The organism is Pantoea nemavictus (genome assembly GCF_037479095.1).
Lineage (GTDB): Bacteria > Pseudomonadota > Gammaproteobacteria > Enterobacterales > Enterobacteriaceae > Pantoea > Pantoea nemavictus.
This window is the reverse complement of record NZ_JBBGZW010000001.1, coordinates 2161395-2184257: the sequence shown is the minus strand read 5'-3', so window position 1 is coordinate 2184257 and position 22863 is coordinate 2161395. Positions and strand designations below refer to the sequence as shown.

Below are 22863 nucleotides of genomic sequence, written 5' to 3'. Positions count from 1 at the left end.
ATAAACTCAGCTGCCTCGTTTGGGTAAACCCCTCAAACGAGGCGTTGAGGAGGATAACGCCTTGGATGATTTTCTTAAGTACCTGACTTTCCCCTACCTCTGGGAAGGTGCCGTAATTGCCGTGCAGCTGTTGGTTGGTGCGCTGGCGGGCGGCATTTTGATTGGCTTTTTCCTGGCGTTAGCCAGCAGCTCAAAGCACTGGTTTATCCGCGTGCCGGTGAAAATCTACATCTATACGCTGCGCGGCACGCCGGTGTTGCTGCAGCTGATTCTGCTGTACAACGTGCTGCCGGAATTCGGCCTGCGTTTAAGCCCGTTCACCAGCGCGCTGGTCGCCCTGATGATCAATGAAACCGCCTTCTGCGCTGAAATTATTCGCGGTGGCATTATGGCGACCGATCGCGATCAGAGCATGGCGGCGCAGGCGTTCGGTTATTCGCGCAGCAAAGAGATGATCCACGTGGTGATTCCGCAAGCGTTGCGCGCCATTCTGCCCACCATGGGTAATGAAACCGTTGGGCTGCTAAAATCCACTTCGCTGGCGTCGGTGGTGGGCGTCAATGAGTTGACGATGCGCGGCCAGGCAATTGTGTCGCAAAACTTCCTGTTTATTCCGGTGCTGGTCGCGTCAGGCGGCATCTACCTGATTCTTTCCACCTTGCTGGCGGGCGGCCAATGGTGGCTGGAGAAGTTCTACAACCTGGATGAACGTGCACGTCGGGCACGCGCACGCCTGGCGAAACTGCCGCCGGAAGCAGATGTGATGCCGATGCAACTACCGAAACGGCGCTGGGATACCCAAACCGCCGCGCCGGTGCTGGAAGTGGATCAGCTGTGCGTCGAGTATGCCGGCAAAGCGGTGCTGAAATCGCTGTCGTTGACCGTGCGCCGTGGCGAAGTGGTGGTGCTGCTCGGTCGCTCCGGTTCGGGCAAAAGTACGCTGCTGAAATCCATTCTGGCGCTGACGCCACGCAGCAGCGGCACCATTCAAACCGAAGGCCATTTCATGGGCAGCGACGAAAAAGGTCGCGCGCTGGCGCAGCGTCATCTGCCGGTGAACCGTGCTAAATCAGGTATCGGCATCGTATTTCAGCACTTCGCGTTATTCGATCACCTCACCGCGCTGGAAAACGTGATGAGCATTCTGCTGCGCGTGCAAGGTGCACAGCCGGAAATCGCCCGAGCCAAAGCGATGCGCGCGCTGAAGATGGTAGGACTCGGTGATTTTGCCGCCTCGCTGCCGCATGAGCTCTCCGGCGGACAGAAACAGCGCGTTGGCATTGCGCGTGCGCTAGCGGCCGAACCGCAAATCCTGCTGTTTGATGAGCCAACCTCGGCGCTCGATCCGGAACTGGTGCGCGAAGTGAACCAAACCATGCGCAGCCTGGCGCAAACCGGCATCACCATGATCATCAGCACTCACGACATCGCCTTTGCGGCGGGCGTTGCCGATCGCGTGGTGTTTCTGCAAAACGGTGCGCTGATTGAAGAAGGCACACCAGAAATTCTGCAAAATCCGCAAACGCCGGCTTTCGCCACCTTCCTTGAACATGAAAATGCCGCGGAGGTGCAGCATGCCAACGCCTGAACTGCCGTTTGAACTGACCGCGCGCGAGCGCCTCGGCGATGCGTTGTTCCGCTATATGCAAGGCCAGCCTGCCGATGCGCGCGGTAACGAAACGGATGCCAATCAGCAGGCTTTGCGCCGCTATCGTCTGCTGCCGCGCGTGCTGCAAGGCAATGACACCATCGACACGCAGATTTCGCTGCATGAACAACGCTGGGCCGCACCGATTGGCGTCGGCGCCTTTGCCGGTGACCGCATTTTCCACCAAGAGGGTGTGCTGCCGATTGCCCGCGCCTGCAAACGCCTGCAGCTGCCGCTGGTGATCTCCGAGGAGACCGTCACGCCGTTGGAGCAGATTGGCGCGGAGTACCATCGCTGCTGGCTGCAACTGCGTGCAGCAGGCGATGTCGGCCGCATCAAAGCGTTAGTCGATCAAGCGGCGCAGGCCGGATTTCAAAACATCGTGCTTACGGTGCTGGCACCGGTGCATCCGGTGGCCGGATTACAGCCCGGCGGCTTCTCGATTGGCGACGCATTAAAACAGCGCGGCTGGCACACCATCGGCGGCACGCAGCCGGGTGTTGAGCCGCTGCCAGCATTTCCGGTGTGGCGCTGGCAGGAGATTGACGAGGTGGCGGCGCACTGCGCCAATCATCACTTACCGCTGTGGCTGAAAGGCGTTCTGCATCATGACGATGCCGCGCAGGCGGCACAACACGGCGTCAGCGGCTTGATTGCTTCGAATATCGGTCTGCGCCAGAGCGCGCGCTGGGCCACGCCAGTCGATCAGTTGCCCGATTTGCAAGCGGTGACGCGGCTGCCGCTGTTGCTGGATGGCGGCGTACGCTGCGGCAGCGATGCGTTGGTAGCGCGCTGTCTCGGCGCGTCGCTGTCTCTCAGCGTGCGACCGATCATCAGTGCCTTAGTCGCCGGTGGCGAGAGCGCAGTATTCGAGCTGCTCTCCGGTTGGATCAATGAGATTACCGCCATCAGCCACTGGTGCGGCGTCAGCGACATGGCGGCACTTAACGGCAGTTTTCTCACCGAGGTACGCAGCTGATGCAGACGTTAATTTTCAATCAGGGCGATGCCAGCGAATCACGCATCTATTACTGCGCCCACTATCTGGCGCACAGCATAGGCCTGTTTGCCGCACAGCAGCTGCAGGTGCATTTCACTACCAGCGAATCAGGCGGACACACCGTGCAGGGCGGACAGGTGCCCGCGGTGTTAAGCCGCGCGGCCGATCTGACGCTCGGCGGTCCGATGGTGGTGATGAAGCATTTCCAGCAGCACGGCGCGGAGCTGCAGTGTTTCTGCGCCTCGGTGGCCGCCAATCCGTGGTTTCTCGCCGCCGCACAGCCGCAGCCGGATTTTCAGCTCAGCGACCTGCGCGGCAAGCGCGTGCTGGATGTCGGCAATGTCGGCACCGCTACGCTGACCTTCCGCTGGTTACTGGCGCGCCACGGTTTGCAGGGTGAGGTTGAGCTGGTTGCCGGCAGCGGCGATCAGGCGCGCGATTTCGCAGCGGTGGCGCACGGAGAGGTCGATTATGCGCTGCACGCCATGCACATGCTGGCGCCCGCCATCGTCGCCGGACAGCTCTGCAGCATCAGCAGCCTCGCCAACTTATGTGGTCACGTGCCGTGGAGTGCTTACATTGCGCGCGCCGATGTGTTGCGCGAGAAAGCGCCCGCCTTCGCCGCCTTTTCCCGGGCGATAACCCAGGCGCTGGCGTGGATGGCTACGCATGATGCCGCCGAACTGGCAGAAAAAGTGCAGCCGTTTTATGCCGATTATCCGCGTGATGCGCTGGAACGCGGGCTGGCCGCCTATCAACAGGCCCGCGTTTTTGCATCAGACAGCATCATTCCGCGCGCTGAGTTTGCGCATTTCAGCCAGCTGTTAGGCGCGATTGGCTGGCTGGATCCTTCACAACCGGTGCCCTATGCGGCGCTGGTGACGCAGGCAGGGGCAGAGCAATGAAACAGTTAATTATTAACGGCTTGGTGGTGAGCGAACACGCTACCGCACTCGCCGATCTGTTAATCGAAGACGGCAAAATCAGCGGGTTATTAACGCCTGGTGCGATGACGGACGGCGTTGACGCGGTGATCGATGCACGTGGCCTGATCATCGTGCCTGGCGCCATCGATGTGCATACCCACTTCACCGGTTCGCACGACTTTCCCGAGCAGGAGCTGCGCGAAGGCACGCGCGGCGCGGCGGCGCACGGCGTGACCACCATCGTTGAGATGCCGCACTCGCTGCCGCCCGCGACATCTTTGGCTAACTTCAGCGCTAAAAAAAGCTGGCTGGCCGACAACTGTTCGGTGGATTACGCCATGTGGGCCGGCCTTGATAGCCGCAACGTGCACGAACTGGCGGCGCTGGATCAGGCCGGTGCGCTGGCGTTCAAAGCTTTCCTGTGCAGCGGCGCGCCCGGCGGTGAAGCCACCGACGAGAAAGGTTTGCCGCGTCTCGACGACGATGGCCTGCTGCGCGCTATGCGCGAGCTGGCAACCTTCGACGGGCTGATTGGCGTGCACGCCGAGAACCACGAGATTCTCATCGGGGCCGGCAACGAACTGCGCCGCGCCGGACGCAAAGATACGCGCGCCCATGCGCAGGCCGGTCCGGAAATTGCGGAGATTGAAGCGGTGGGCCGCGTCTTGGCCATCGCCGAAGAGACCGGCGCACGCTGCCATATCGTGCACGTCAGCTCGGCGCGCGCCGCAGAAACCATCGTTGCCGCCAAAAGCCGCGTACGCGCCAGCTTCGAAACCTGTCCGCACTATTTACTGCTCGACGAAGATGATTTGGTACGCATCGGCCCCAATGCGCGCTGCGGCCCGCCGATCCGCCCGCGTCCGGTGGTGGATGCGCTGTGGCAGGTGCTGCTGCGCGGCGACGTCGACATGATCGCCTCCGACCATTGCCCGTATACACCCGCGCAAAAACAGGCCGGTGAAGCCAGCATCTGGGAGGCGGGCATGGGCCTGACCGGCGTGGAAACGCTCAGCCCGATGTTCTTCAGCGCGGCACATGGCGATCGCGGCTTAGCACTCAGCGAGTTCGCGCGTATGACCGCCAGCGGACCGGCCAAAGCCTTCCAGCTGTGGGGTAAGAAAGGGGCGATCGCACCCGGGTTTGACGCTGATTTGGTGTTCTACGACGCCAGCCAGAGCTGGACGGTAAAAGGGGCGAATTTCCAGGGACTCGGCAAGTGGAGCGCATTTGAAGGGATGCGCTGTCAGGGTAAAGTGGTGCGCACCATGATTCGTGGCGTCACGGTATTCGAGGATGACCAGATGCAGGTTGAGCCCGGCTTCGGTCAGTTCGTGACCCGACAGGTTGAAACAGGAAAATAACATGGCAGGAAAACCGTCTACCGCTAGTCGTAAAAATAGCGCCCCGCTGGCGCAGGAAGCTGCAACCGATAACAGCTGGAGTGCGGCACGTCCGCGCACGCTGGTCGATCACGCCGTGGATGCGATTCTCAGCGCCGCATCGCGCGGCCTGATTTTGCCCGGCGACCGCATCGCCGAACCGGAACTGGTGGCCAAGCTGGGCATGAGCCGCGTGCCGATTCGTGAAGCGCTGCGCATTCTCGAGAGCCAGGGCATCGTCACCAGCGAGCCGTACAAAGGCATCCGCCTGATGGAGATTTCGCATCAGCGGCTGGAGCAGATTATTGATGTGCGCATCCCGCTGGAGACGCTGGCCTGTCGCCGCGCCATTGAGGCTGGACGCAACAGCGCCGAGCAGCTCAACCAGCTGTATCAGGGCGTGGCGCAGATGCAGGCGATGATGCAAAACGATGACGTTTACGGTTTTGCCTCGGCCGATACCGATTTCCACCGCACGCTGTGCAGCTTTGCGCACAACCCGGTGCTGAGCAACTTGTGGGAGTCAATTGCCCGTCAGCTGACGGTGATTTTCGGTCTCTCCACCATGGGCAAATCGATGAGCGACATCATTGAGGAGCACCAACGACTGATCAATGTCTTTGCCGATGGCGACATCGCCAAAATGACCGACGAGGTTGAGAACCACATCCGCATTCAGGCGCTGGACGTGGATTACGAAACCCTGATAACACAGCGCCGACAGCACCGTTCCGCTCTCGGCTAATTTTGAAGTGCCTTTACACCAGGGAAAACACCATGAAAATCATTAACGTTGAGGCGTTTTACCTGCGCCTGCCGGTGATTGAGCAGCGTACCGACAGTTCTCAGGATGCGCTGCTGATCAAAATTACCACCGACGCCGGCATCACCGGCTGGGGCGAAGTGGATGGCAGCCCGTATGTCACCAAAGCCATCATCGAAGCGCCCTATTCGCACACCATGGTAACCGGCCTGAAATCGCTGCTGATTGGCGAAAACCCACTGGAAACTGGCCGTTTGTGGAAGAAAATGCACCGCGCCACCATCTACTACGGACGCAGCGGCGCGGTGTTGCAGGCGATGGCCGGCATCGACATCGCGTTGTGGGACATCAAAGGTAAAGCGCTCGGTAAGCCGATCGTCGAACTGCTGGGCGGCGCGCTGCGCGACAAGATGCGCGTTTACTCCTCCAACATGTTCCAGTTCAGCGTGGAAGAGACCGTTGCCCGCGCCCAGCACGCGATTGATACCGGCCATAGCGGCGTGAAGTTTGGCTGGGAGCCGTTCGGCACCGACGAAGCACTGGACCTGCGCTATCTCGACGCGCTGCGTAACGCGATGGGCGATAACGTGGATCTGATGCTGGATGTCGGTCACGTGTGGGATGCCAAAACCACTATCCGCCGCAGCCAGCGCTACGAGCATCTCAATCTGTTCTGGATCGAGGAGCCGCTGCATCCGGATAACTACGCCGGTTACGGCCAGGTTTCCGCCGCCTGCCAGCAGCATATCGCCGCCGGTGAGCAAGAGTGTTCCGTCGTCGGTTTCCAGCGCCTGATTGATGAAGGCGGCATCGATATCGTGCAGATCGATCTGACGCGCACCGGTTTCACCCAGGCGATGGAGATCGCCAGCTACGCGCACAGCCGTGGCCGCAAAGTGTGTAATCACAATTTCACCACTGACATCAATACCGCCGCCTCGCTGCATTTCCTCTGTGCGATTGAGAATGCGCTGGTGATGGAGTACTGCGTTGAACCGGGCGAAATCAGCCGCTCGCTGGCGAAAAACCCGGTGCGCATCGCCGATGGCTACGCGTGGCTGCCAAGCGAGCCGGGCCTTGGCGTTGAACCCGATGAAGCGGTGATCGAGAAGTTCCTCGTGCGCGATTAAAGTCTGTTACCGCATAACACCGATGCACACATCGTAGCGGCGCAATTTATTGCGCGATGAATCGCGCCGCTACGGCATGTGCGGTAATTGAATTCTGTACCAAACATCAGAGCGATCTGAATTACATCGCAAAAGGTTGTTGGCGCGCGGCTCACTGGCTACCCTTCTTCGCAGTGAATGCAAGAGGACGCCATGCAGCAAAAAATCTACTGGATCGACAACTTACGCGCGGTTGCCTGCCTGATGGTGATCGTCATCCACACCACCACCTGGTACATCACCGGACCGATGGCGGTAACCGGCACAACCTGGGATGTGGCGAATCTGCTCAACTCGGCGTCACGTGTCTGCGTTCCGCTGTTCTTTATGATCTCGGGCTATCTGTTTTTCGGTGAACGTAGCGCGCAGGGGCGACATTTGCTGCGCATCGTGCTGTGCCTGCTGTTTTACAGTGCGGTGGCGCTGGCGTATATCACCTGGCTAACGCCGATTAGCGAAGGGCGATCGCTGCTTAAGCTGCTGCAAAAACCGGTGTTCTATCACCTGTGGTTCTTCTTCGCCATTATCGGCATCTATCTGTTGTCACCGCTGATTCAGGTGAAAAGTGTGGCGCCGCGCTATGTGGCAATGTTGGTGATTGTGCTGGCGGTGCTGGCCAATCCCAATACTGTGAGTCAGTCGCTGGGGCCGTTCCACTGGCTGCCGGTGAATCTGTATGTCAGCGGCGACAGCATTTACTACCTGCTGTATGCGCTGCTCGGACGCGCGATTGGCTGCATGGAAACGGATAAACGTAGCGTGAGCTGGCTGGCGGGATTGGGCTTTATCGCCTGCGTGATTGGTATTGCGCTTGGCACCAAACAGATGCTGAAAATCAACGGCGCGTTCAACGATACCTGGTACCTCTACTGCGGCCCGCTGGTGTTTATTGCCGCCATTAGCCTGTTGATATTGTTCAAAAACACGCTGAATCAGCGCGCGCTGCCGGGACTCGCCACCGTTTCGCGCTATTCGCTGCCAATTTATGGCTTTCACGCGCTGTTTATCCACTTTCTGCGCACCCATCACTACGACGACATGTCGCGGCCATGGCTCGATTTGCCGTGGGTGATCGGCGTTACATTAATAGGCAGTCTGCTGCTGGCGATGGGGTTAAAACGCGTGGATAAACGTCATCTGGTGAGCTGATCGTCCCAGCGTTGATGCGCGCGACGCAGCTGGCGCGCCGAGGAGAATCCGGCCGCCAGCGCCGCTTTTTCCGCCGCTTCGCCCTGCTGCTGACGCTGACGAGCAATCACTAAACGCAGCTGTTCATGATATTCGCGCACGCTAATGCCCAGATGCTGGCGAAACAGCCGCGTAAGATGACGTTCGCTAACGTGCGCCCGCTCGGCTAACGCGCTAAGCGACCAGTCATGTTCGGGATGGGCAATCATCACATCCTGCGCGCGGTGAATTGCCGGATGCATATGGTTGCGATAGCGCAGCCACGGCGACAGCTGCGGATCGTCACCAGAACGGCGGAACCACACCACCATTTCACGCGCCACTTTCAGTGCCTGCGGCGCACCGCACAACCGGTTGATTAAATGCAGCGCCAAGTCGATGCCGGCGGTAATGCCTGCGCTGGTCCAGATGCCGCTATCTTCGACGAACACGCGGTTATCTTTCACTAAAGCTGTCGGCGCCGCCGCTTTCAGGCGCGCTAACACGTCGTGGTGCGTGGTGCACTGCACGCCATCCAGCATTCCCGCCTGCGCGCAGAGCAGTGCGCCGGAACAGATGCACACCAGCGTGATGCGCTGGGCATCAATCGCCGCCTGCTGCTGGCGCAGCCAGTCACGCGCTAATGCTGCCGGTTCGGTGTCAAAACAGACGCGCGAATCGTAGACGCCAGGCACCACCAGCAGGCTGTTGTCGGGCAGCTGCGCGGGCAACGGCGCGATATCGGCGATGGTCATGCCGGTGGAGCACAGCGCGCTGGGCTGCGGACCGATGTAGTGCAGCACGAAGTGGCCATCAGCCAGCTGCAGAGTTTCCGCCGGGCCGGTGAGATCCAGCGCCATCACGCCGGGAAGGACAAGGAAGAAGACGTGTTGTGGCATGGTGGGCTCCGTGGGATAGGTGCGACGTTCGACCAGGGTGGCATGAATGGCGACCAAATCAGGCCAAACTATCTGACATGACTCGCACATCATACCTGACAAAAAACCTCACATCCTGCCAAATCCAGCCATCATCAAGACATCAACGGCTGTAGCTGCTGATACAAGCGTGCAAACACTTCACGCTGCTGCTGATAGGCTTGATGGCGTGCCGCGTCCGGCTGATGCCGCTGCGCCAATTCCAGCGCGGGCCAACGACTATCTGCATCAATCGCCAGCTGCGCTAATCGCGCCGCACCCAGCGCCGGGCCAACTTCACCGCCGTGACAATAATCCAGCGTCAGCCCGCTAATATCCGCCAGCATTTGACGCCAGTAGGTACTCCGCGCGCCGCCGCCAATCAGCATCACCGTTTTCGGCTGCACGCCGCACTCATGCACCGCATCCATACCTTCGGCCAGCGCAAATCCGACACCTTCCAGCACCGCGCGCGCCAGTTCAGCTCGGCCATGCTGATGCGTTAAACCAAAAAACGCACCCTGCGCCTGCGGATTGTTGTGTGGCGTGCGCTCCCCGGAGAGATACGGCAGGAACCATACCGGCGGCACATCGTTGCGCGCTTTTTCCGCTTCACTCAGCAACTGCGGCACATCCTCGCAGCCAGTCAATGCCGCCGCCCAATCCAGACAGGAAGCCGCGCTCAAAATCACCGACATTAAATGCCAGCGCTGCGGCAGGGCATGACAGAAGCTGTGCACCGCCCGCTGCGGATTGCTGAGATAACCATCGCTCACCATGAAATAGACGCCCGAGGTACCGAGCGACAACATGCCTTGTCCCGGCTCAACCATGCCGACGCCCACCGCGCCTGCGGCATTATCGCCACCGCCTGCCACCAGCGGTACCGTTTTCATCCCCCAACGTGCGGCAACGTCCGGCAACAAAGTGCCGGTAATTTGATTGCCCTCAAACAGCTGTGGCATCTGGCTGCGCTGCAAATCGCAGGCGTTGAGCATCACATCACTCCAGTCGCGCTGCGCCACGTCCAGCCACATCGTTCCGGCCGCATCCGACATATCACTGGCGAAATCGCCGCTCATGCGCCAGCGCAGATAATCTTTCGGCAGCAGGACTTTTGCGATTTGCGCAAACAGCTGCGGCTCATGCTGTTTCACCCACAACAGCTTGGGCGCGGTAAAGCCGGGCATCATCAGATTGCCGGTGATGTGCCGCGCATCCGGCGCGCGCTGCTCAAGCTCGCGGCACTGCTCGCCGCTGCGTCCGTCATTCCATAAAATCGCCGGACGCAGCACCTGATTATCGCGATCCAGCAAGGTGGCACCGTGCATCTGGCCGCTTAGGCCCATCGCCTCTACGCCGCTGAGATCGTGCTGCCGCGCCAGCGCCTGCATGGCGCGATCCGTCGCCTGCCACCAGCTTTCAGGATCCTGCTCGCTCCATAGCGGCTGAGGGCGTGAAACCTCCAGCGGCGCACTCTCCACTGCTATCACCTTGCCGTGCGCATCCAGCAGCGCCACTTTCACGCCGGAAGTGCCCAAATCGATGCCGATCACCATGCTGCGCTCCTGATGAGTTAATAATCTCAGATGACAGAGTTCTAGTCGGTATTTAAGCATCCTGCTAAACCGCATGCGCCAAAGTCTCGGCAGGAACGTGCGTTCAAGCACAGGTGAGATCAAGATTTTGCTGTGGATTGCCGCTATACTCCTGCGGCATCTTCAAAGGAAGATCGTCGTCTCCGGTGAGGCGGCCGGATTTCAAATCCGGTTGGGGCCGCCAGCGGTCCCGGGCAGGTTCGACTCCTGTGATCTTCCGCCACTTTAGTTCATTACCCTCTAACGTCTTCAATAAAAATAAACGCCAATCAGCTGATGATCATCTTACGAATCTTTGACGATGCAATGAGGCCATAAAGTAGAAAATTAATGCGACCATCAGCGAGCAAATCGATAACATCCTTTTTAAACAGTGAATAAGTTAAAAGTTGAGTTGTTCGGTTTTACCGAACAACTCAACTTTCATTGCACATCCCAGCAATCCACTCCTCAACCTGCATCAACCCGCGCTCAACAATCGCTCTTAAGGGAATATTTGCATCTGGCTGCTGCTCCAACCGCGCGCAGGCTTGCCAGGCGGTTTGCATCCCTAAACTGCCGCAGCTGCTTTTGAGTTGATGCGCCAGCCGCGACACGGTTTCGCCCTTTTCTGCGGCTTCAATCTCATCCAGCAATGGCAAGGCATGCTGGCGAAATAGCGTTAGCCAGCTTCGCAATGTTTCAGCGCCCAGCGCGGTATAATCCTGTTTTAACTGTGCCACGTTGAGATCCGTCGACGATGTGGAGGTGAGAAAGCGTACAATCTGCCGACACAGCATGTCACCGTGCACCGGTTTTTGAATGATGCCGCAGAAAAGTCCATCGGTGCCAAGCTGCATTTCATCAGGTACGCTGGCGCTAAAACCGATGCGCCGCATAGCGGGATAACATTCCGCCAGCTTTTGCGCTAGCTGCACGCCATCGGCATCCGGTAACGCGAAGTCCACTAGCGCGCAATCAATATCATCACTCTGCGCCAGCAATGCCAGCGCCGCCGCCGCACTGCCAGCAATGCTGATCTGCGCCCCCTTGCGCGTTAGCGTCTCCACTGTGATCTGCTGCGTTAGCGGGTTATCTTCGATAATCAGCAGATGCCAACCGGTGAGATCCGCGGACGCAGAATCCGGTAGCGACGCCGTGGTCGAGGCATTTACTCGCGGTAAGGTCAGCCGGAAGCAACTGCCGCTATTTAGCTGGCTGGTGAGCGTTAATCTTCCCTGCATCGCCTGCGCCAGGCCGCGGCAAATCGCCAGCCCCAATCCCGTACCGCCCTTGCCCGCTTGTAGTTGCACGAAAGGTTCGAAAATCGCCTGCTGATCCTCAGGTGCAATGCCGCAGCCGTTGTCGTCGACCTCGATAAACCACTCACATTCATCACTATCAATACGCAGCACGATGTCGCCCTGTTCAGTGAATCTCAGCGCATTAATTAGCAGATTCATCACTATCTGCCGCAAGCGATGTACATCACCTTGCAGCCATTCCGGCACCCGCGCATTCACTTCGGCTTTTAATTGCAATCCTATGCTCTGCGCCCGCCCGTTCATCAAATGGGTGACGCTGCGCAACAACTGACGCGGTTCAAACGGCGCATTGTGCAGGGTGATTGTTTTTAAACTGGCCTCGATCGCCGAATAATCGAGGATGTCATTGAGGATAAACAGCAGTGTTTCCCCGGAATCATTAATTGCCTGTACATAGCGGCGATCGCTATCGCTCAAAGGCCGATCGGCGAGCAGCTGCGCGGTGCCGAGAATACCGTGCAACGGCGTGCGTATTTCATGGCTCATTGCCGCCAGAAACGCCGATTTGGCGCGGTTGGCTTGCTCGGCATCAGCACGCGCCTGATGATGTTGAATCACCAGCGCCTGTAACGCCTCGGTGCGAGTTTTCACTAGCTCCGCCAGGTGCTGCTGCTGGTATTGGAGTGCGCGCACATTGTTGCGAAATGCTTCCATCAGGCGGCTAATGGTATTGAGTTCGCGGGCATTTCCGCTAGATGGGAAAGGCGAGTCGAGGTCGCCTTCGAGCAAACGTTGCAGCGCATCAGTTTGCCGTGCCAGCGGCAGCGAGATCGAACGATAAACCAGGCGCCACAGTACTAACGATAACGTCAGCAAGGCCATCACACCCAGCAGCGCCAGCATTAGCGTGCCGAATACTCGCTCGCGATTGACCCGGCTCAGCGCATCCGCATTGCGCTGCTCAATCTCGCTTACCTGGCGTTCCATTTCACGGCTAAAGCGGCCGAATAAGGTCAAATTTTGCTGCGCTAAGCCTTCCAGCTGCGCATGCAAACGCTGCTGCTGCCCGCACATTGCCAGCAACGTTTTATAACGCGCAACAACCGCCAGCGCCTCACCAATATCAGCCCGAATACGCGGATCTTCCACCCGCTGCTGGCGTCGTTGTAAAACCTGTATTAGCTCCGCCAGCGGCGCCGCAGTGAGGTCCGGCGCGCCGTTATACCATTTCAGCGTCATAACAATTTGCTCAACGCGCAGCGCGATGAGCCGCAGCTCACCCATCTGGTTGAGGTATTCGAGATCGACATCAATCAACCGATCCAGTGCCTGACCGGCAGCGGCGCGCTGTTGGTGTTCGATGAGATCGTAGATGCCCGCCTGAGTGGCGCCCGCCGCTGTCGCGGCGTTGCTGGCCTGACCGTGTGCCAAATCCGCAATGCGATGTGCGGCGGCAGCGATATCGTCACTCAACTGATGCTGCTGCTGCGTCAATTGCAAACGCTGATGTACCACATCGCCCTGCTGCATAATTGCCTGGCGATTGGCGGTTTCCAGCTGCGCCATCGCACGCGTATCAAAGCCCTGTGCACTAAGCTGGTTGAGCAGCTGAGCGATACTCTGGTCCTGCTTGCCCAGCATAGTGCGCTGCGTCTGCCACTCCTGCTCATCGCGCGCGTTAAGCAGCTGCTGTGCCGAAAACAGCGCTTTGGCACTGGCGACACTCAGATGGCGCGCCATATTCATACTGGAGAGTAACGATTGGGTGTTGGCCTGTTCCACGCGTCCAACAAAGCGCAGGTTTATCCAGCCCGTGGCGACGCTAAGCAGCGTAAGTAACGCCATCAGGGCAAAGGCCAGCCACAGCCGACGAATTAAGGAGGTATTAGCCATGCGATTCCGCGCTAAAAACAGTTGAGTCTGGCGGACGAATGCCACTAGCATTAGCCGCACTTTGTTTGAGGTTATTTATGCGCACACTTTTTTTAACGCTGTTGTTGCTGAGTTCGCCCTTACTCGCGACGCAACCGCTGCTGCATTGGCAGGAGAATCACAGCACACCAGCGGCGAAATTGCCGGCGCTTAGCGCCTCGCGTGCCTGGAAATTGTGCGCACTTTATCCCAATCTGAAAGACGGTTACTGGCTCTCGATCAACTATGGAATGAGTAAGGCGGCAGCACGTTTGGGAGTCACACTCAATGTTTTTGAAGCCGGTGGTTATCGTCAGGGCGAAGTGCAGCAAAATCAGCTGCAAGCCTGCCAGCGGTGGGGCGCCGACGCGATTTTACTCGGCAGCAGCGTGGCGCAATTTCCTGGCGCGGTCTTATTCGCGCAACATACGCCAGTGATTGAGGTAGTGAATGCTATTCGTGATGTGCCGGTGCGCACGCGTGTTGGCGTTCCCTGGTACCAAATGGGCTATCAAATCGGTCAATATCTGGTTACGCATCCTCACGCTAAGCCATGGCGTATTTTGTTGCTACCGGGTCCAATTGATGCTGGCGGCAGCCAGAAGATGAGCAGCGGTTTCCGTGCGGCGCTGGCAGGTAGCCAGCTGCATATCGTGGATGTCGCCTATGGTGATAATGATATCGAGGTGCAGCGCAATTTATTGCAGGATCGTCTGGAGCGCTATCCAGAAATCAATCTGGTGGCGGGCACCGCGCTGGCGGCAGAAGTGGCGATGGGAGAAGGTCGCAGTCGGGCAGCGCCGCTGGATATCGCCTCATTTTATCTGACGCATCAGGTGTATCGCGGATTGAAGCGCGATCGCATCGTAGTCGCCGCCAGCGATCAGATGGTTTGGCAAGGCGAATTAGCCGTAGAGCAAGCCGTGCGAGTGCTTGAAGGCCAGCCCGTGCCAGATAATATCAGCCCACCCATTCTGATTTTGACTGCGAAAAACAGCAGCAGCACAGCCGTCGCGCTTTCGCTCTCGCCACCAGGATTCCGTCCGGTTTACTTCTTTCAAAGCACCTCTGCGGCCAGTAAATAGCCTTCGCCATGCTGGGTAACAAACAGTTCGCTGCGCATTTTGCTGCGCAGGCGGCGAATTAACACATCAACGGTACGCACATCGGGTTGATCGACGCGGCTCGACGTTAACATACGCAGCAGGCGTTCGCGGCTGAGGATCTGGCCGGGATTGGTGACAAACGCCACCAGCATTTCGTATTCGGCGCGCGTCAGTTTGATTAATTCGCCCGCATGCTCCAGCGTATGGCGGGAAATATTCAGGCTGTAACCGGCGAACAGATAGCTATTCTCTTCCTGCAGCGGCTGCGCCTGACGCGCCAGATCGATGCGCCACAGCAGGTTTTTCACCCGCACCACCAACTCGCGCAGTTCCAGCGGCTTAGTCACATAATCATCGGCACCCATTTCCAAACCAACGATACGATCAATTTGATCGCTGCGCCCCGTCACCAAAATAATGCCGACCGTCGATCGCTCGCGCAGCGCACGCGTTAGCTGCAGCCCATTCTCCCCCGGCAGATTGATATCGAGCAGCACCAAATCCACCGGCTGCAACAGCATGTGTTCACGCATTCCGGCCCCGCTGGCGGTCACTGAAACGCCATAGCCCTCCTGCAGGAAGTAATCACGCAGTCGCGCCTGCGTCACGACATCATCTTCAACAATCACTATGTGATGTGGCATCGCCAGCCCGATCCTGTCTGTTCATAACTGTTCATATTCTGCTGCATCCTGTTCATACCGCCCGCTGACCTTGTTCATATCTCATCCCTAAAATTGCCGCGCGATATAGACCATAACAACAACAGGGTTATAGCAATGAAAACACTATGGAAGCGCTTACGCCGACCCAGCGCACGCTGGTCGGTACTGGCGATCCTGCTGGTCGGGATCGTCATTGGATTGGCGGTAATTGTGGTGCCCCACACCGGGATTACACTCACCAGCTCAACCGAGTTCTGCATTAGCTGCCACGGCATGCAGCAACCTTACAAAGAGTATAAGCAGTCCACCCACTTCAGGAATCCATCAGGCGTGCGCGCTGAGTGCCGCGATTGCCACATCCCGCGCGATATTCCGGGCATGCTAAAGCGCAAGTTGGAAGCGAGTAATGATCTCTATCAGGCTCTGATTGCGCGGTCGATTGATACGCCAGAAAAGTTTGAAGCGAAGCGCTTAATCCTTGCCGAGCGTGAGTGGAAGCGCATGAAAGAGAGCAATTCCGCTGTCTGCCGCGGTTGCCACAATTATGACGCGATGGACCATACGCGTCAGAAACCCGAAGCCGCGCGCCAGATGAGCGCCGCCGCGCTGGAAAATCGTTCCTGCATTGATTGCCACAAAGGCATTACCCACCAGCTACCGGATATGAGCAGTGGTTTCCGCAAACAGTTCGAAGAGATGCGCAAAACCGCCGACGCCAACAGCAGCGGCGACACCTTATTTGCGCTCGATATGAAACCGATTTTTGCCAACAAAACCGACAGTACGCCAGCGGGTTCACTGCTGCCAGCCTCCGAAGTTCAGGTACTGAAACGCGACGGCGACTGGCTGCAGGTGCAGATCAGCGGATGGACTGAAACTCAGGGCCGCCAGCGCGTGCTGTCGCTGATGCCAGGCAAACGTATTTTCGTTTCATCGATTCGCGATGATCTGCAAAAAAACGCCAAAACGCTGGAAACCACCACCGTTGCCGCCACCAACGTGGAGTGGAGCAAGCTGCAAACCACCGCGTGGATGCAGAAAGGCGACATGGTCAACGACAGCAAACCGATTTGGGCCTACGCCAGCGCGCTGTATAGCGGCACCTGTAATCAGTGTCACGGCGCGCCTGATAAAGCGCACTTTGATGCCAACGGCTGGATCGGCACCCTCAACGGCATGATCGGCTTCACCAGTCTGGACAAGCGTGAAGAACGTACCTTGCTGAAATATCTTCAGCTAAACGCGTCCGATACCGGCGGCGCACAGCAGAAACACTAAGGAAGCGAGCATGAAAAATACCAATTCATTTAACCAATCACGCCGCCGCTTTCTCGTTCAGTTGGGCGGACTCAGCACGCTGGGTATGTTGGCACCTTCGCTGCTGGTGCCACGCCAGGCGCAGGCGGCGCAACATGCCGCACAAGGCATTCTCACCGGCTCGCACTGGGGGGCAATTCGCGCCACGGTGGTAGATGGCCGTTTTGTAAAAGCTATGCCATTCGAAAAGGATAGCTATCCCAGCAAAATTATCGCCGGCTTACCGGATCACGTGCATAGCACCGCGCGCGTGCGCTATCCAATGGTTCGCGTCGACTGGCTGCGCAAACGTCATCAAAGCGATACGCGTCAGCGCGGCGATAATCGCTTTGTACGCGTTAGCTGGGACGAAGCACTCGACTTGTTCTATCAGGAGTTAGAACGCGTGCAGACGACTTACGGCCCCAGCGCATTACTGAGCAGCAGCGGCTGGCAATCCACTGGCATGTTCCATAACGCCGGTGGCATGTTGAGTCGCGCGCTGGCGCTGCATGGCGCATCCGTTGGCAGCGGCGGCGACTACTCGACCGGTGCGGCGCAGGTAATTCTGCCGCGCGTGGTCGGTTCGATGGAAGTCTACGAGCAGCAAACCTCATGGCCGCTGGTGCTGGAAAACAGCAAAACCCTGCTGCTGTGGGGTTCCGATATGGTGAAGAACCAGCAGGCCAACTGGTGGTGCCCGGATCACGACGTCTACGGCTATTACGCGCAGCTAAAAGAGAAGGTGGAGAAAGGTGAAATCCGCGTGGTGAGCGTGGATCCAGTGATCTCCAGCACCCACGAATATCTGGGGCGCGATAAGGTGCAGCACATCGCATTGCATCCACAAACTGACGTGCCACTGCTGCTGGCATTGGCGCATACGCTCTACAGTGAGAAGCTGCACGACAGCGCGTTTCTCAGTACCTATTGCGTCGGCTTTGAGCAGTTCCTGCCGTATCTCAACGGTACAACCGATGGCCAGCCGAAAGATGCCGAGTGGGCTGCAAGCTTGACCGGTATTGATGCACAGACCATTCGTGCACTGGCGCGTCAGCTGGCAGCCGACCGCAGCCAGATTATCGCCGGCTGGTGCGTGCAGCGTATGCAGCACGGCGAGCAATGGGCGTGGATGGTGGTGGTAGTGGCCGCGATGCTGGGCCAAATTGGTCTGCCCGGTGGCGGCTTCGGTTTCGGTTGGCATTACAACGGTGCCGGTACGCCAACGCGTAACGGTATCATCCTCAGCGGCTTTTCCGGCTCAACTGCCACGCCGCCGCGCCACACCAGCACCGATTTCAAAGGCTATAGCAGCACCATTCCGATCGCGCGTTTCGTCGATGCCATGCTGGAACCAGGCAAAGTGATCAACTGGAACGGCAAAAAAGTCACCTTGCCGCAGCTGAAGATGTGCGTGTTTGCCGGCACCAATCCATTCCACCGCCATCAGCAGACTAACCGCATCATTGAAGGCTGGCAGACGCTGGAAACCGTGATATCGATTGATAATCAGTGGACCGCCACCTGCCGCTTCGCCGATATCGTGTTGCCCGCCACCACGCAGTTCGAGCGCAATGATATCGATCAGTACGGCAACCTCTCGAATCGCGGCCTGCTCGGCATGAAACAAATTGTGCCGCCACAGTTTGAAGCGCGTAACGACTTCGATATTTTTCGCGACCTTTGTCGGCGCTTTGACCGCGAACAGGCCTTCACCGAAGGGCTGGATGAGATGGGCTGGCTAAAGCGCATTTATCAGGATGGCGTTAAACAGGGCAAAGGCCGCGGCCTGCAGTTACCCACCTTTGACACGTTCTGGCATGAGCGCGGCTATATCGAATTTAACGATCCGAAGCTGTTTGTCCGCCATCAGGCGTTCCGCAACGATCCCGATCTGGAACCGTTAGGTACGCCGAGCGGCTTAATCGAAATCTATTCGAAAAGCATAGCCGACCTGAACTATGACGATTGTCAGGGTCATCCGATGTGGTTTGAGAAAGCCGAGCGCTCGCACGGTGGACCTGGATCTGCGCACTATCCGCTGCATCTGCAGTCAGTGCATCCCGATTTTCGCCTGCACTCGCAGCTGTGTGAATCGGAAACGCTGCGTGCGCAATACAGCGTCGCGGGCAAAGAGCCGGTGTATATCAGCCCCGAAGATGCCAGCGCACGCGGGATTCGCAACGGTGATGTGGTTCGCGTATTCAATGCGCGCGGACAGGTGCTGGCCGGCGCGGTGATCAGCGATTGCTATAAGCCGGGTGTGATTCGCATCCATGAAGGTGCATGGTACAACCCGGATCGTGGCGGCGTGATTGGCGCGCTGTGCAAATATGGCAATCCGAATGTTCTGACGCTGGATATCGGTTCTTCCCAACTGGCGCAGGCTACCAGTGCGCATACCGCGATTGTGAACATTGAGAAGTATCAGGGGGATATCGCACCGGTCACCGCGTTTACCGGTCCCACTGAGATGATCGCCAAATGTGACTACATTCCCAAGCCTGAAGAGGCGGATGCCCAATGATGCCAGGCCAGTTAACCCCTCATCACTATGCTTGTTTGTATAGCTGGTTCGCCGGGCTGTTTGCCCGCGAGCTGGACGACCAACATCTGGCGCAGCTGCAGAGCCCGGATGTGACGTTATGGCTGGACCATCTGGCGGCGCTGCCGGCAATGCAGGATGGCGTGCTGGCTTTACGCAACAGCATCGCCGCGCTGCAACTGCGGCCCGATGCACGTCTGGAGCTGGCTGCGGATTTTGCCGGTCTGTTTTTGATGTCGCAAAAACAGGCGGCGCTGCCTTATGCCTCCTGCTATCAGCCAGGTGATGCACGCTTGCGCCAGGATGCCTGCGAAGAGATGCAAACGTTGTTGATGGAAGCGGGCCTGGAGCGTCATCAGGCCTTTCCTGAGCCGGAAGATCATCTGGCGATTAACCTGGAGTTACTCAGCCACCTGAGTTTCGCGGTCAGTGAAAATATGGCGAAGGCGGCCGCCTGCCTTGAGCTGCGCGATAAAGCCCTAAACCAGTTGTGGCGCTGGTTACCTGCCTTCAACGCACACTGCAGTGAGCATGACCCATTTGGTTTTTATGCGGCACAAAGTCAGCTACTGCTGGCGCTGGTTAAACATGATCGGATGGTGTTAAGCCAACGTTAATCCCCACTAAGCAGGCATGGACGGTGAAAGCGCCTTCTGGCATCTTCACCAATCCAACGTTGTCGCTTGTGCATCTGAGTGCAAAGCCTATGAGAACAAAAGGGAGAAAAAGATGACGGGAATTTATCAGGCACAAGAGTGTGATTTTGAGGCGATAACTGCGGTGTGGGAGGCATCGGTGCGGGCAACGCATGATTTCTTACAGGAAGCCGATATCCTCGCGCTGCGGCCGCAGGTGCGCATGCACTATTTACCGATGGTCGAGCTGCGGGTTTACCGCGATGAGCAGCACACCATTGTCGGCTTTCTCGGCGTAGCGGAAAACCGACTGGAGATGCTGTTTGTCGCGCCGCAGGCGTTTGGGCAGGGCGTTGGGACGCAGTTGTTGCGCTATGCCACCCAACACCTTGGCGTCAACGAACTGGATGTGAATGAGCAAAACCCGCAGGCGTTAGGATTTTATCAGCGTCAGGGATTTGTCATTACGGGTCGCTCACCTCTTGATGGCCAGGGAAATCCCTTTCCCCTGCTGCACCTGCGTTATCAGCCGTGATCGCTATGGCTTGACCAGGCTTGCCTGCCAGTCGCTAAACAGCGTCGGCCAGTTTTTGGCGGGGATATTCTGTTTCTGGCCAGTGCCGAAACCATGTCCGCCCTGCTGGAAGAGATGCATCTCCACATTCACTTTGTTTTTGCGCAGCGCTTCAAACATGCGTAGCGAGTTTTGTGGTGAGGCGGTGCCATCGTTTAGCGCCTGGGCGAGGAAAGTCGGCGGCGTACGGGAGGTGACGCGATCTTCCTGTGAGTTTTGCTCAATCACTTCAGGCGTGACATCTTTGCCGTACATCGCCGCGCGCGTCCCCACGTGGGTGACTCCCTCTTTGAGCGATACCACCGGATAGATCAGCGCGGTGAAATCCGGACGCGCTGAAACCTGGTCCTGCGCATTAGCCGCAGGATAGTTAGCTGCATCCGGATTATTACTGATGTTGGCCGCGAGGAAAGCTCCGGCAGAAAAGCCCATCACGCCAATTTGATTAGGCGCAATGCGATAATTAGCGGCATTACTACGAATCAGCCGCATTGCTCGCTGTACATCAGCAAAAGCGTTATTGCGATTAACCTCAGAACCGCCGTGCGGCATACGGTAAATAAGCACAAAAGAGGAATATCCCTTCTGGCTCAATATTTTTGCCACATCCAAACCTTCAAGATCTTTCATAATATAAGAAAAACCGCCACCGGGAATGATTAGCACCGCCGAATGATTATTCTTTCCGGTGGGGGGAACATAAATCATTTCTGGAGATTCGACATTTGTGACAGCGCGATTATTACTGGCTGGGTTTTTACTAAAATTAATAAATTTATTATTCCCTGACATTTCCTTTGGCCAGATAGGAATTTCCTTATTGGCAAACGATGCAGGAAGATAAAGCATAAAAAGCAGAACTGATAATCGTGGAAACTTCATTGCGCTGGCTCCAAATCCTGAGTAAAAACAGTGACAAAAAACAGTTCGCAACCACGGGCCGCGCACTTTGCTACATAACACTTACCCATGAGATATCGAAAATAAAACCGGGGGAAAAGATTTATCCTGGAACGTTAGCAAATAATATTACTTCGTGGCACCAATATAATACCGGGCCAGTAAAAATTAGACTTTTCTCATGTTTACGTTACCAAGGCCATATGTTATAAGTAAATTTTAAACTATAAGAATATGTGACCATGGGAATTTACTGGATCATAAGTCTTAGCCTGAGTTTCGTCGCTATTGTCGAAACCATGTTAAGTAAAAATGAAAACACAGCACAAATCAGGACCTATCTTTATTTTGTCGCCGTTGTAGTACTTTTTACTTTCGGCGGTATTCGTGGCCTGGGAACCGGCCTGGATGACTTCCAGTATCGTGACTTCTTTGTTCAGTTTGTTGATAAAATTGTTATCGAAGGCTTTTGGCGCACCGTAGAGGAGTTCCGCTACGAACCCGCTATCTACGCCATTGCGGGCATCACCCGTCTGTTTACGGCGAATCCCGATATCTTCATCTTTGTCTTTGCCGTGATTTCGGTTGGCGTTAACGCCCACTATTTCCGCAAGCTCACACCGCTGCCGCTGGTGGCGCTGGCCGTGTATTCCGCACACTTATTTATCAACAAAGACATGAACCAGATTCGCTTCGGTTTATGTTCAGCCTTCCTGATGGGCTTTGTTTATCATATGTCCCGCCGCAGTAAATCCGGGATGTTTACCACCTTTATTCTTTCCTTTATTAGCCATGCGACCGCGATTGTTGCCATCCTTATTCCGCTGGCGATGATTGTTCGAAAAAACAAATACATTCCTATTTTCATCGTGCTGGCCAGCCTCCCGCTTGCCTTTATGGGCAGTTCGGCGCTGATTGCCTTGCTCTCCAGTCATCTTGGCGGTTTAGGCGACAGGGCAATGGGCTATGCCAACCAGGATTCCACCCAGGATCAGGGGATTCTTACCCTCTCCAACCTGAAAAACATCGGCTTTGTGTTTATTTTTAGTTTTGTTCTGCTGAGCGACAAAATTAAGAACGTTGATGCTGAGAAGTTTAACACCTACTACATTCTGGTGATTACTTTCGCAATTGGTAGTGGTCTGAGGATGGCGCTGCAGGATTACGCTTCTGGTGGGCGTTTGGCAAACTATCTATTACAAGTTGAACCGGTACTGATCTCCCTGTGTATTTGGGAATGTAAAAAGTTAAAGAAAATCGCTGCCGTGGCAATTACGATATTAATGGTGTTGTATTACCTTTATTACAATACCGTTTCCAGCAAGCAGTCGATTACCGGTTATCAGGTCTCACAAAGCTTCAAAATTTTCCGCTAGATCCAGAAAACGCTAACTGATGACAGTTAGCGTTTTTTATT

At 56.8% G+C, this 22863-nt stretch carries 18 protein-coding genes and 1 tRNA gene; 14 read left to right on the top strand and 5 right to left on the bottom strand.

Annotated elements, in window-relative coordinates; genetic code table 11:
* Nucleotides 1–61 precede the first annotated feature (61 nt).
* The 7 genes from WH298_RS10025 (at nucleotide 62) to WH298_RS09995 (ending at nucleotide 8037) form a co-directional block, all read left to right on the top strand.
* Nucleotides 62–1588: an amino acid ABC transporter permease/ATP-binding protein gene (locus tag WH298_RS10025; RefSeq protein WP_180822775.1), complete on the top strand. Its 1527-nt coding sequence runs from the start codon at nucleotides 62–64 to the stop codon at nucleotides 1586–1588.
* The gene (locus tag WH298_RS10020; protein WP_180822774.1) at nucleotides 1575–2627 is read left to right on the top strand and encodes an alpha-hydroxy acid oxidase; all 1053 of its coding nucleotides are present in this window, start codon (nucleotides 1575–1577) and stop codon (nucleotides 2625–2627) included. The genes WH298_RS10025 and WH298_RS10020 overlap by 14 nt, the downstream gene beginning before the upstream one ends.
* On the top strand, nucleotides 2627–3553 hold the full coding sequence (locus WH298_RS10015; RefSeq protein WP_180822773.1) for an ABC transporter substrate-binding protein: 927 nt from the start codon (nucleotides 2627–2629) through the stop codon (nucleotides 3551–3553). The genes WH298_RS10020 and WH298_RS10015 overlap by 1 nt, the downstream gene beginning before the upstream one ends.
* Entirely contained in the window at nucleotides 3550–4938 is a 1389-nt protein-coding gene (locus tag WH298_RS10010; protein WP_180822772.1) for a dihydroorotase, read from the top strand. The genes WH298_RS10015 and WH298_RS10010 overlap by 4 nt, the downstream gene beginning before the upstream one ends.
* 1 nt (nucleotide 4939) lies before the next feature.
* Nucleotides 4940–5701 (top strand): GntR family transcriptional regulator, encoded by a 762-nt coding sequence (locus WH298_RS10005; RefSeq protein WP_007893447.1) that lies wholly within the window; start codon nucleotides 4940–4942, stop codon nucleotides 5699–5701.
* Nucleotides 5702–5733: 32 nt separating this feature from the next.
* Nucleotides 5734–6849 carry a mandelate racemase/muconate lactonizing enzyme family protein gene (locus tag WH298_RS10000; protein WP_049852364.1) on the top strand — a complete coding sequence of 372 codons (1116 nt, stop codon included), beginning with the start codon at nucleotides 5734–5736 and terminating at the stop codon, nucleotides 6847–6849.
* Between the two features lie 192 nt (nucleotides 6850–7041).
* Complete coding sequence (locus WH298_RS09995; RefSeq protein WP_180822771.1) at nucleotides 7042–8037, top strand: acyltransferase; 996 nt, start codon at nucleotides 7042–7044, stop codon at nucleotides 8035–8037.
* Here WH298_RS09995 and WH298_RS09990 read toward each other — a convergent pair.
* Nucleotides 8022–8954: a GlxA family transcriptional regulator gene (locus WH298_RS09990; protein WP_180822770.1), complete on the bottom strand. Its 933-nt coding sequence runs from the start codon at nucleotides 8952–8954 to the stop codon at nucleotides 8022–8024. The two genes, WH298_RS09995 and WH298_RS09990, sit on opposite strands and share 16 nt — an antisense overlap.
* A gap of 134 nt (nucleotides 8955–9088) precedes the next feature.
* On the bottom strand, nucleotides 9089–10531 hold the full coding sequence (gene xylB / locus WH298_RS09985; RefSeq protein ID WP_180822769.1) for a xylulokinase: 1443 nt from the start codon (nucleotides 10529–10531) through the stop codon (nucleotides 9089–9091).
* A 167-nt stretch (nucleotides 10532–10698) separates the two neighbouring features.
* On the opposite strand from xylB, the gene WH298_RS09980 reads away from it, so the two are divergent.
* Nucleotides 10699–10793, top strand: a tRNA-Sec gene (locus WH298_RS09980).
* Between the two features lie 193 nt (nucleotides 10794–10986).
* Here the strand turns inward: WH298_RS09980 and torS are convergent.
* Entirely contained in the window at nucleotides 10987–13707 is a 2721-nt protein-coding gene (gene torS, locus WH298_RS09975) for a TMAO reductase system sensor histidine kinase/response regulator TorS (protein ID WP_180822768.1), read from the bottom strand.
* Nucleotides 13708–13784: 77 nt separating this feature from the next.
* On the opposite strand from torS, the gene torT reads away from it, so the two are divergent.
* Nucleotides 13785–14810, top strand: coding sequence for a TMAO reductase system periplasmic protein TorT (gene torT / locus WH298_RS09970; RefSeq protein WP_180822767.1), 1026 nt, complete (start codon nucleotides 13785–13787; stop codon nucleotides 14808–14810).
* On the opposite strand, the gene torR is transcribed toward torT, so the two are convergent.
* Entirely contained in the window at nucleotides 14783–15475 is a 693-nt protein-coding gene (gene torR / locus WH298_RS09965) for a two-component system response regulator TorR (protein WP_180822766.1), read from the bottom strand. The two genes, torT and torR, sit on opposite strands and share 28 nt — an antisense overlap.
* Nucleotides 15476–15610: 135 nt before the next feature.
* Here torR and torC point away from each other — a divergent pair, with 135 nt between their 5' ends.
* The 4 genes from torC to WH298_RS09945 all read left to right on the top strand — a co-directional run bounded on the left by torC (nucleotide 15611) and on the right by WH298_RS09945 (nucleotide 20507).
* The gene (torC, locus tag WH298_RS09960; RefSeq protein WP_180822765.1) at nucleotides 15611–16774 is read left to right on the top strand and encodes a pentaheme c-type cytochrome TorC; all 1164 of its coding nucleotides are present in this window, start codon (nucleotides 15611–15613) and stop codon (nucleotides 16772–16774) included.
* A gap of 10 nt (nucleotides 16775–16784) precedes the next feature.
* Nucleotides 16785–19319 (top strand): trimethylamine-N-oxide reductase TorA, encoded by a 2535-nt coding sequence (gene torA / locus WH298_RS09955; protein ID WP_180822764.1) that lies wholly within the window; start codon nucleotides 16785–16787, stop codon nucleotides 19317–19319.
* Nucleotides 19316–19954: a molecular chaperone TorD gene (gene torD, locus WH298_RS09950; protein ID WP_238344425.1), complete on the top strand. Its 639-nt coding sequence runs from the start codon at nucleotides 19316–19318 to the stop codon at nucleotides 19952–19954. Before torA ends, torD begins: the two co-directional genes overlap by 4 nt.
* A gap of 112 nt (nucleotides 19955–20066) precedes the next feature.
* Nucleotides 20067–20507, top strand: coding sequence for a GNAT family N-acetyltransferase (locus WH298_RS09945; RefSeq protein ID WP_180822763.1), 441 nt, complete (start codon nucleotides 20067–20069; stop codon nucleotides 20505–20507).
* A gap of 3 nt (nucleotides 20508–20510) precedes the next feature.
* Here the strand turns inward: WH298_RS09945 and WH298_RS09940 are convergent, their stop codons facing one another.
* Nucleotides 20511–21479, bottom strand: coding sequence for an alpha/beta hydrolase (locus WH298_RS09940; protein ID WP_238344424.1), 969 nt, complete (start codon nucleotides 21477–21479; stop codon nucleotides 20511–20513).
* 209 nt (nucleotides 21480–21688) lie between these two features.
* Between WH298_RS09940 and WH298_RS09935 the strand changes: the two genes are divergently transcribed.
* Nucleotides 21689–22822 (top strand): EpsG family protein, encoded by a 1134-nt coding sequence (locus WH298_RS09935; protein ID WP_007893462.1) that lies wholly within the window; start codon nucleotides 21689–21691, stop codon nucleotides 22820–22822.
* Nucleotides 22823–22863: the final 41 nt, after the last annotated feature.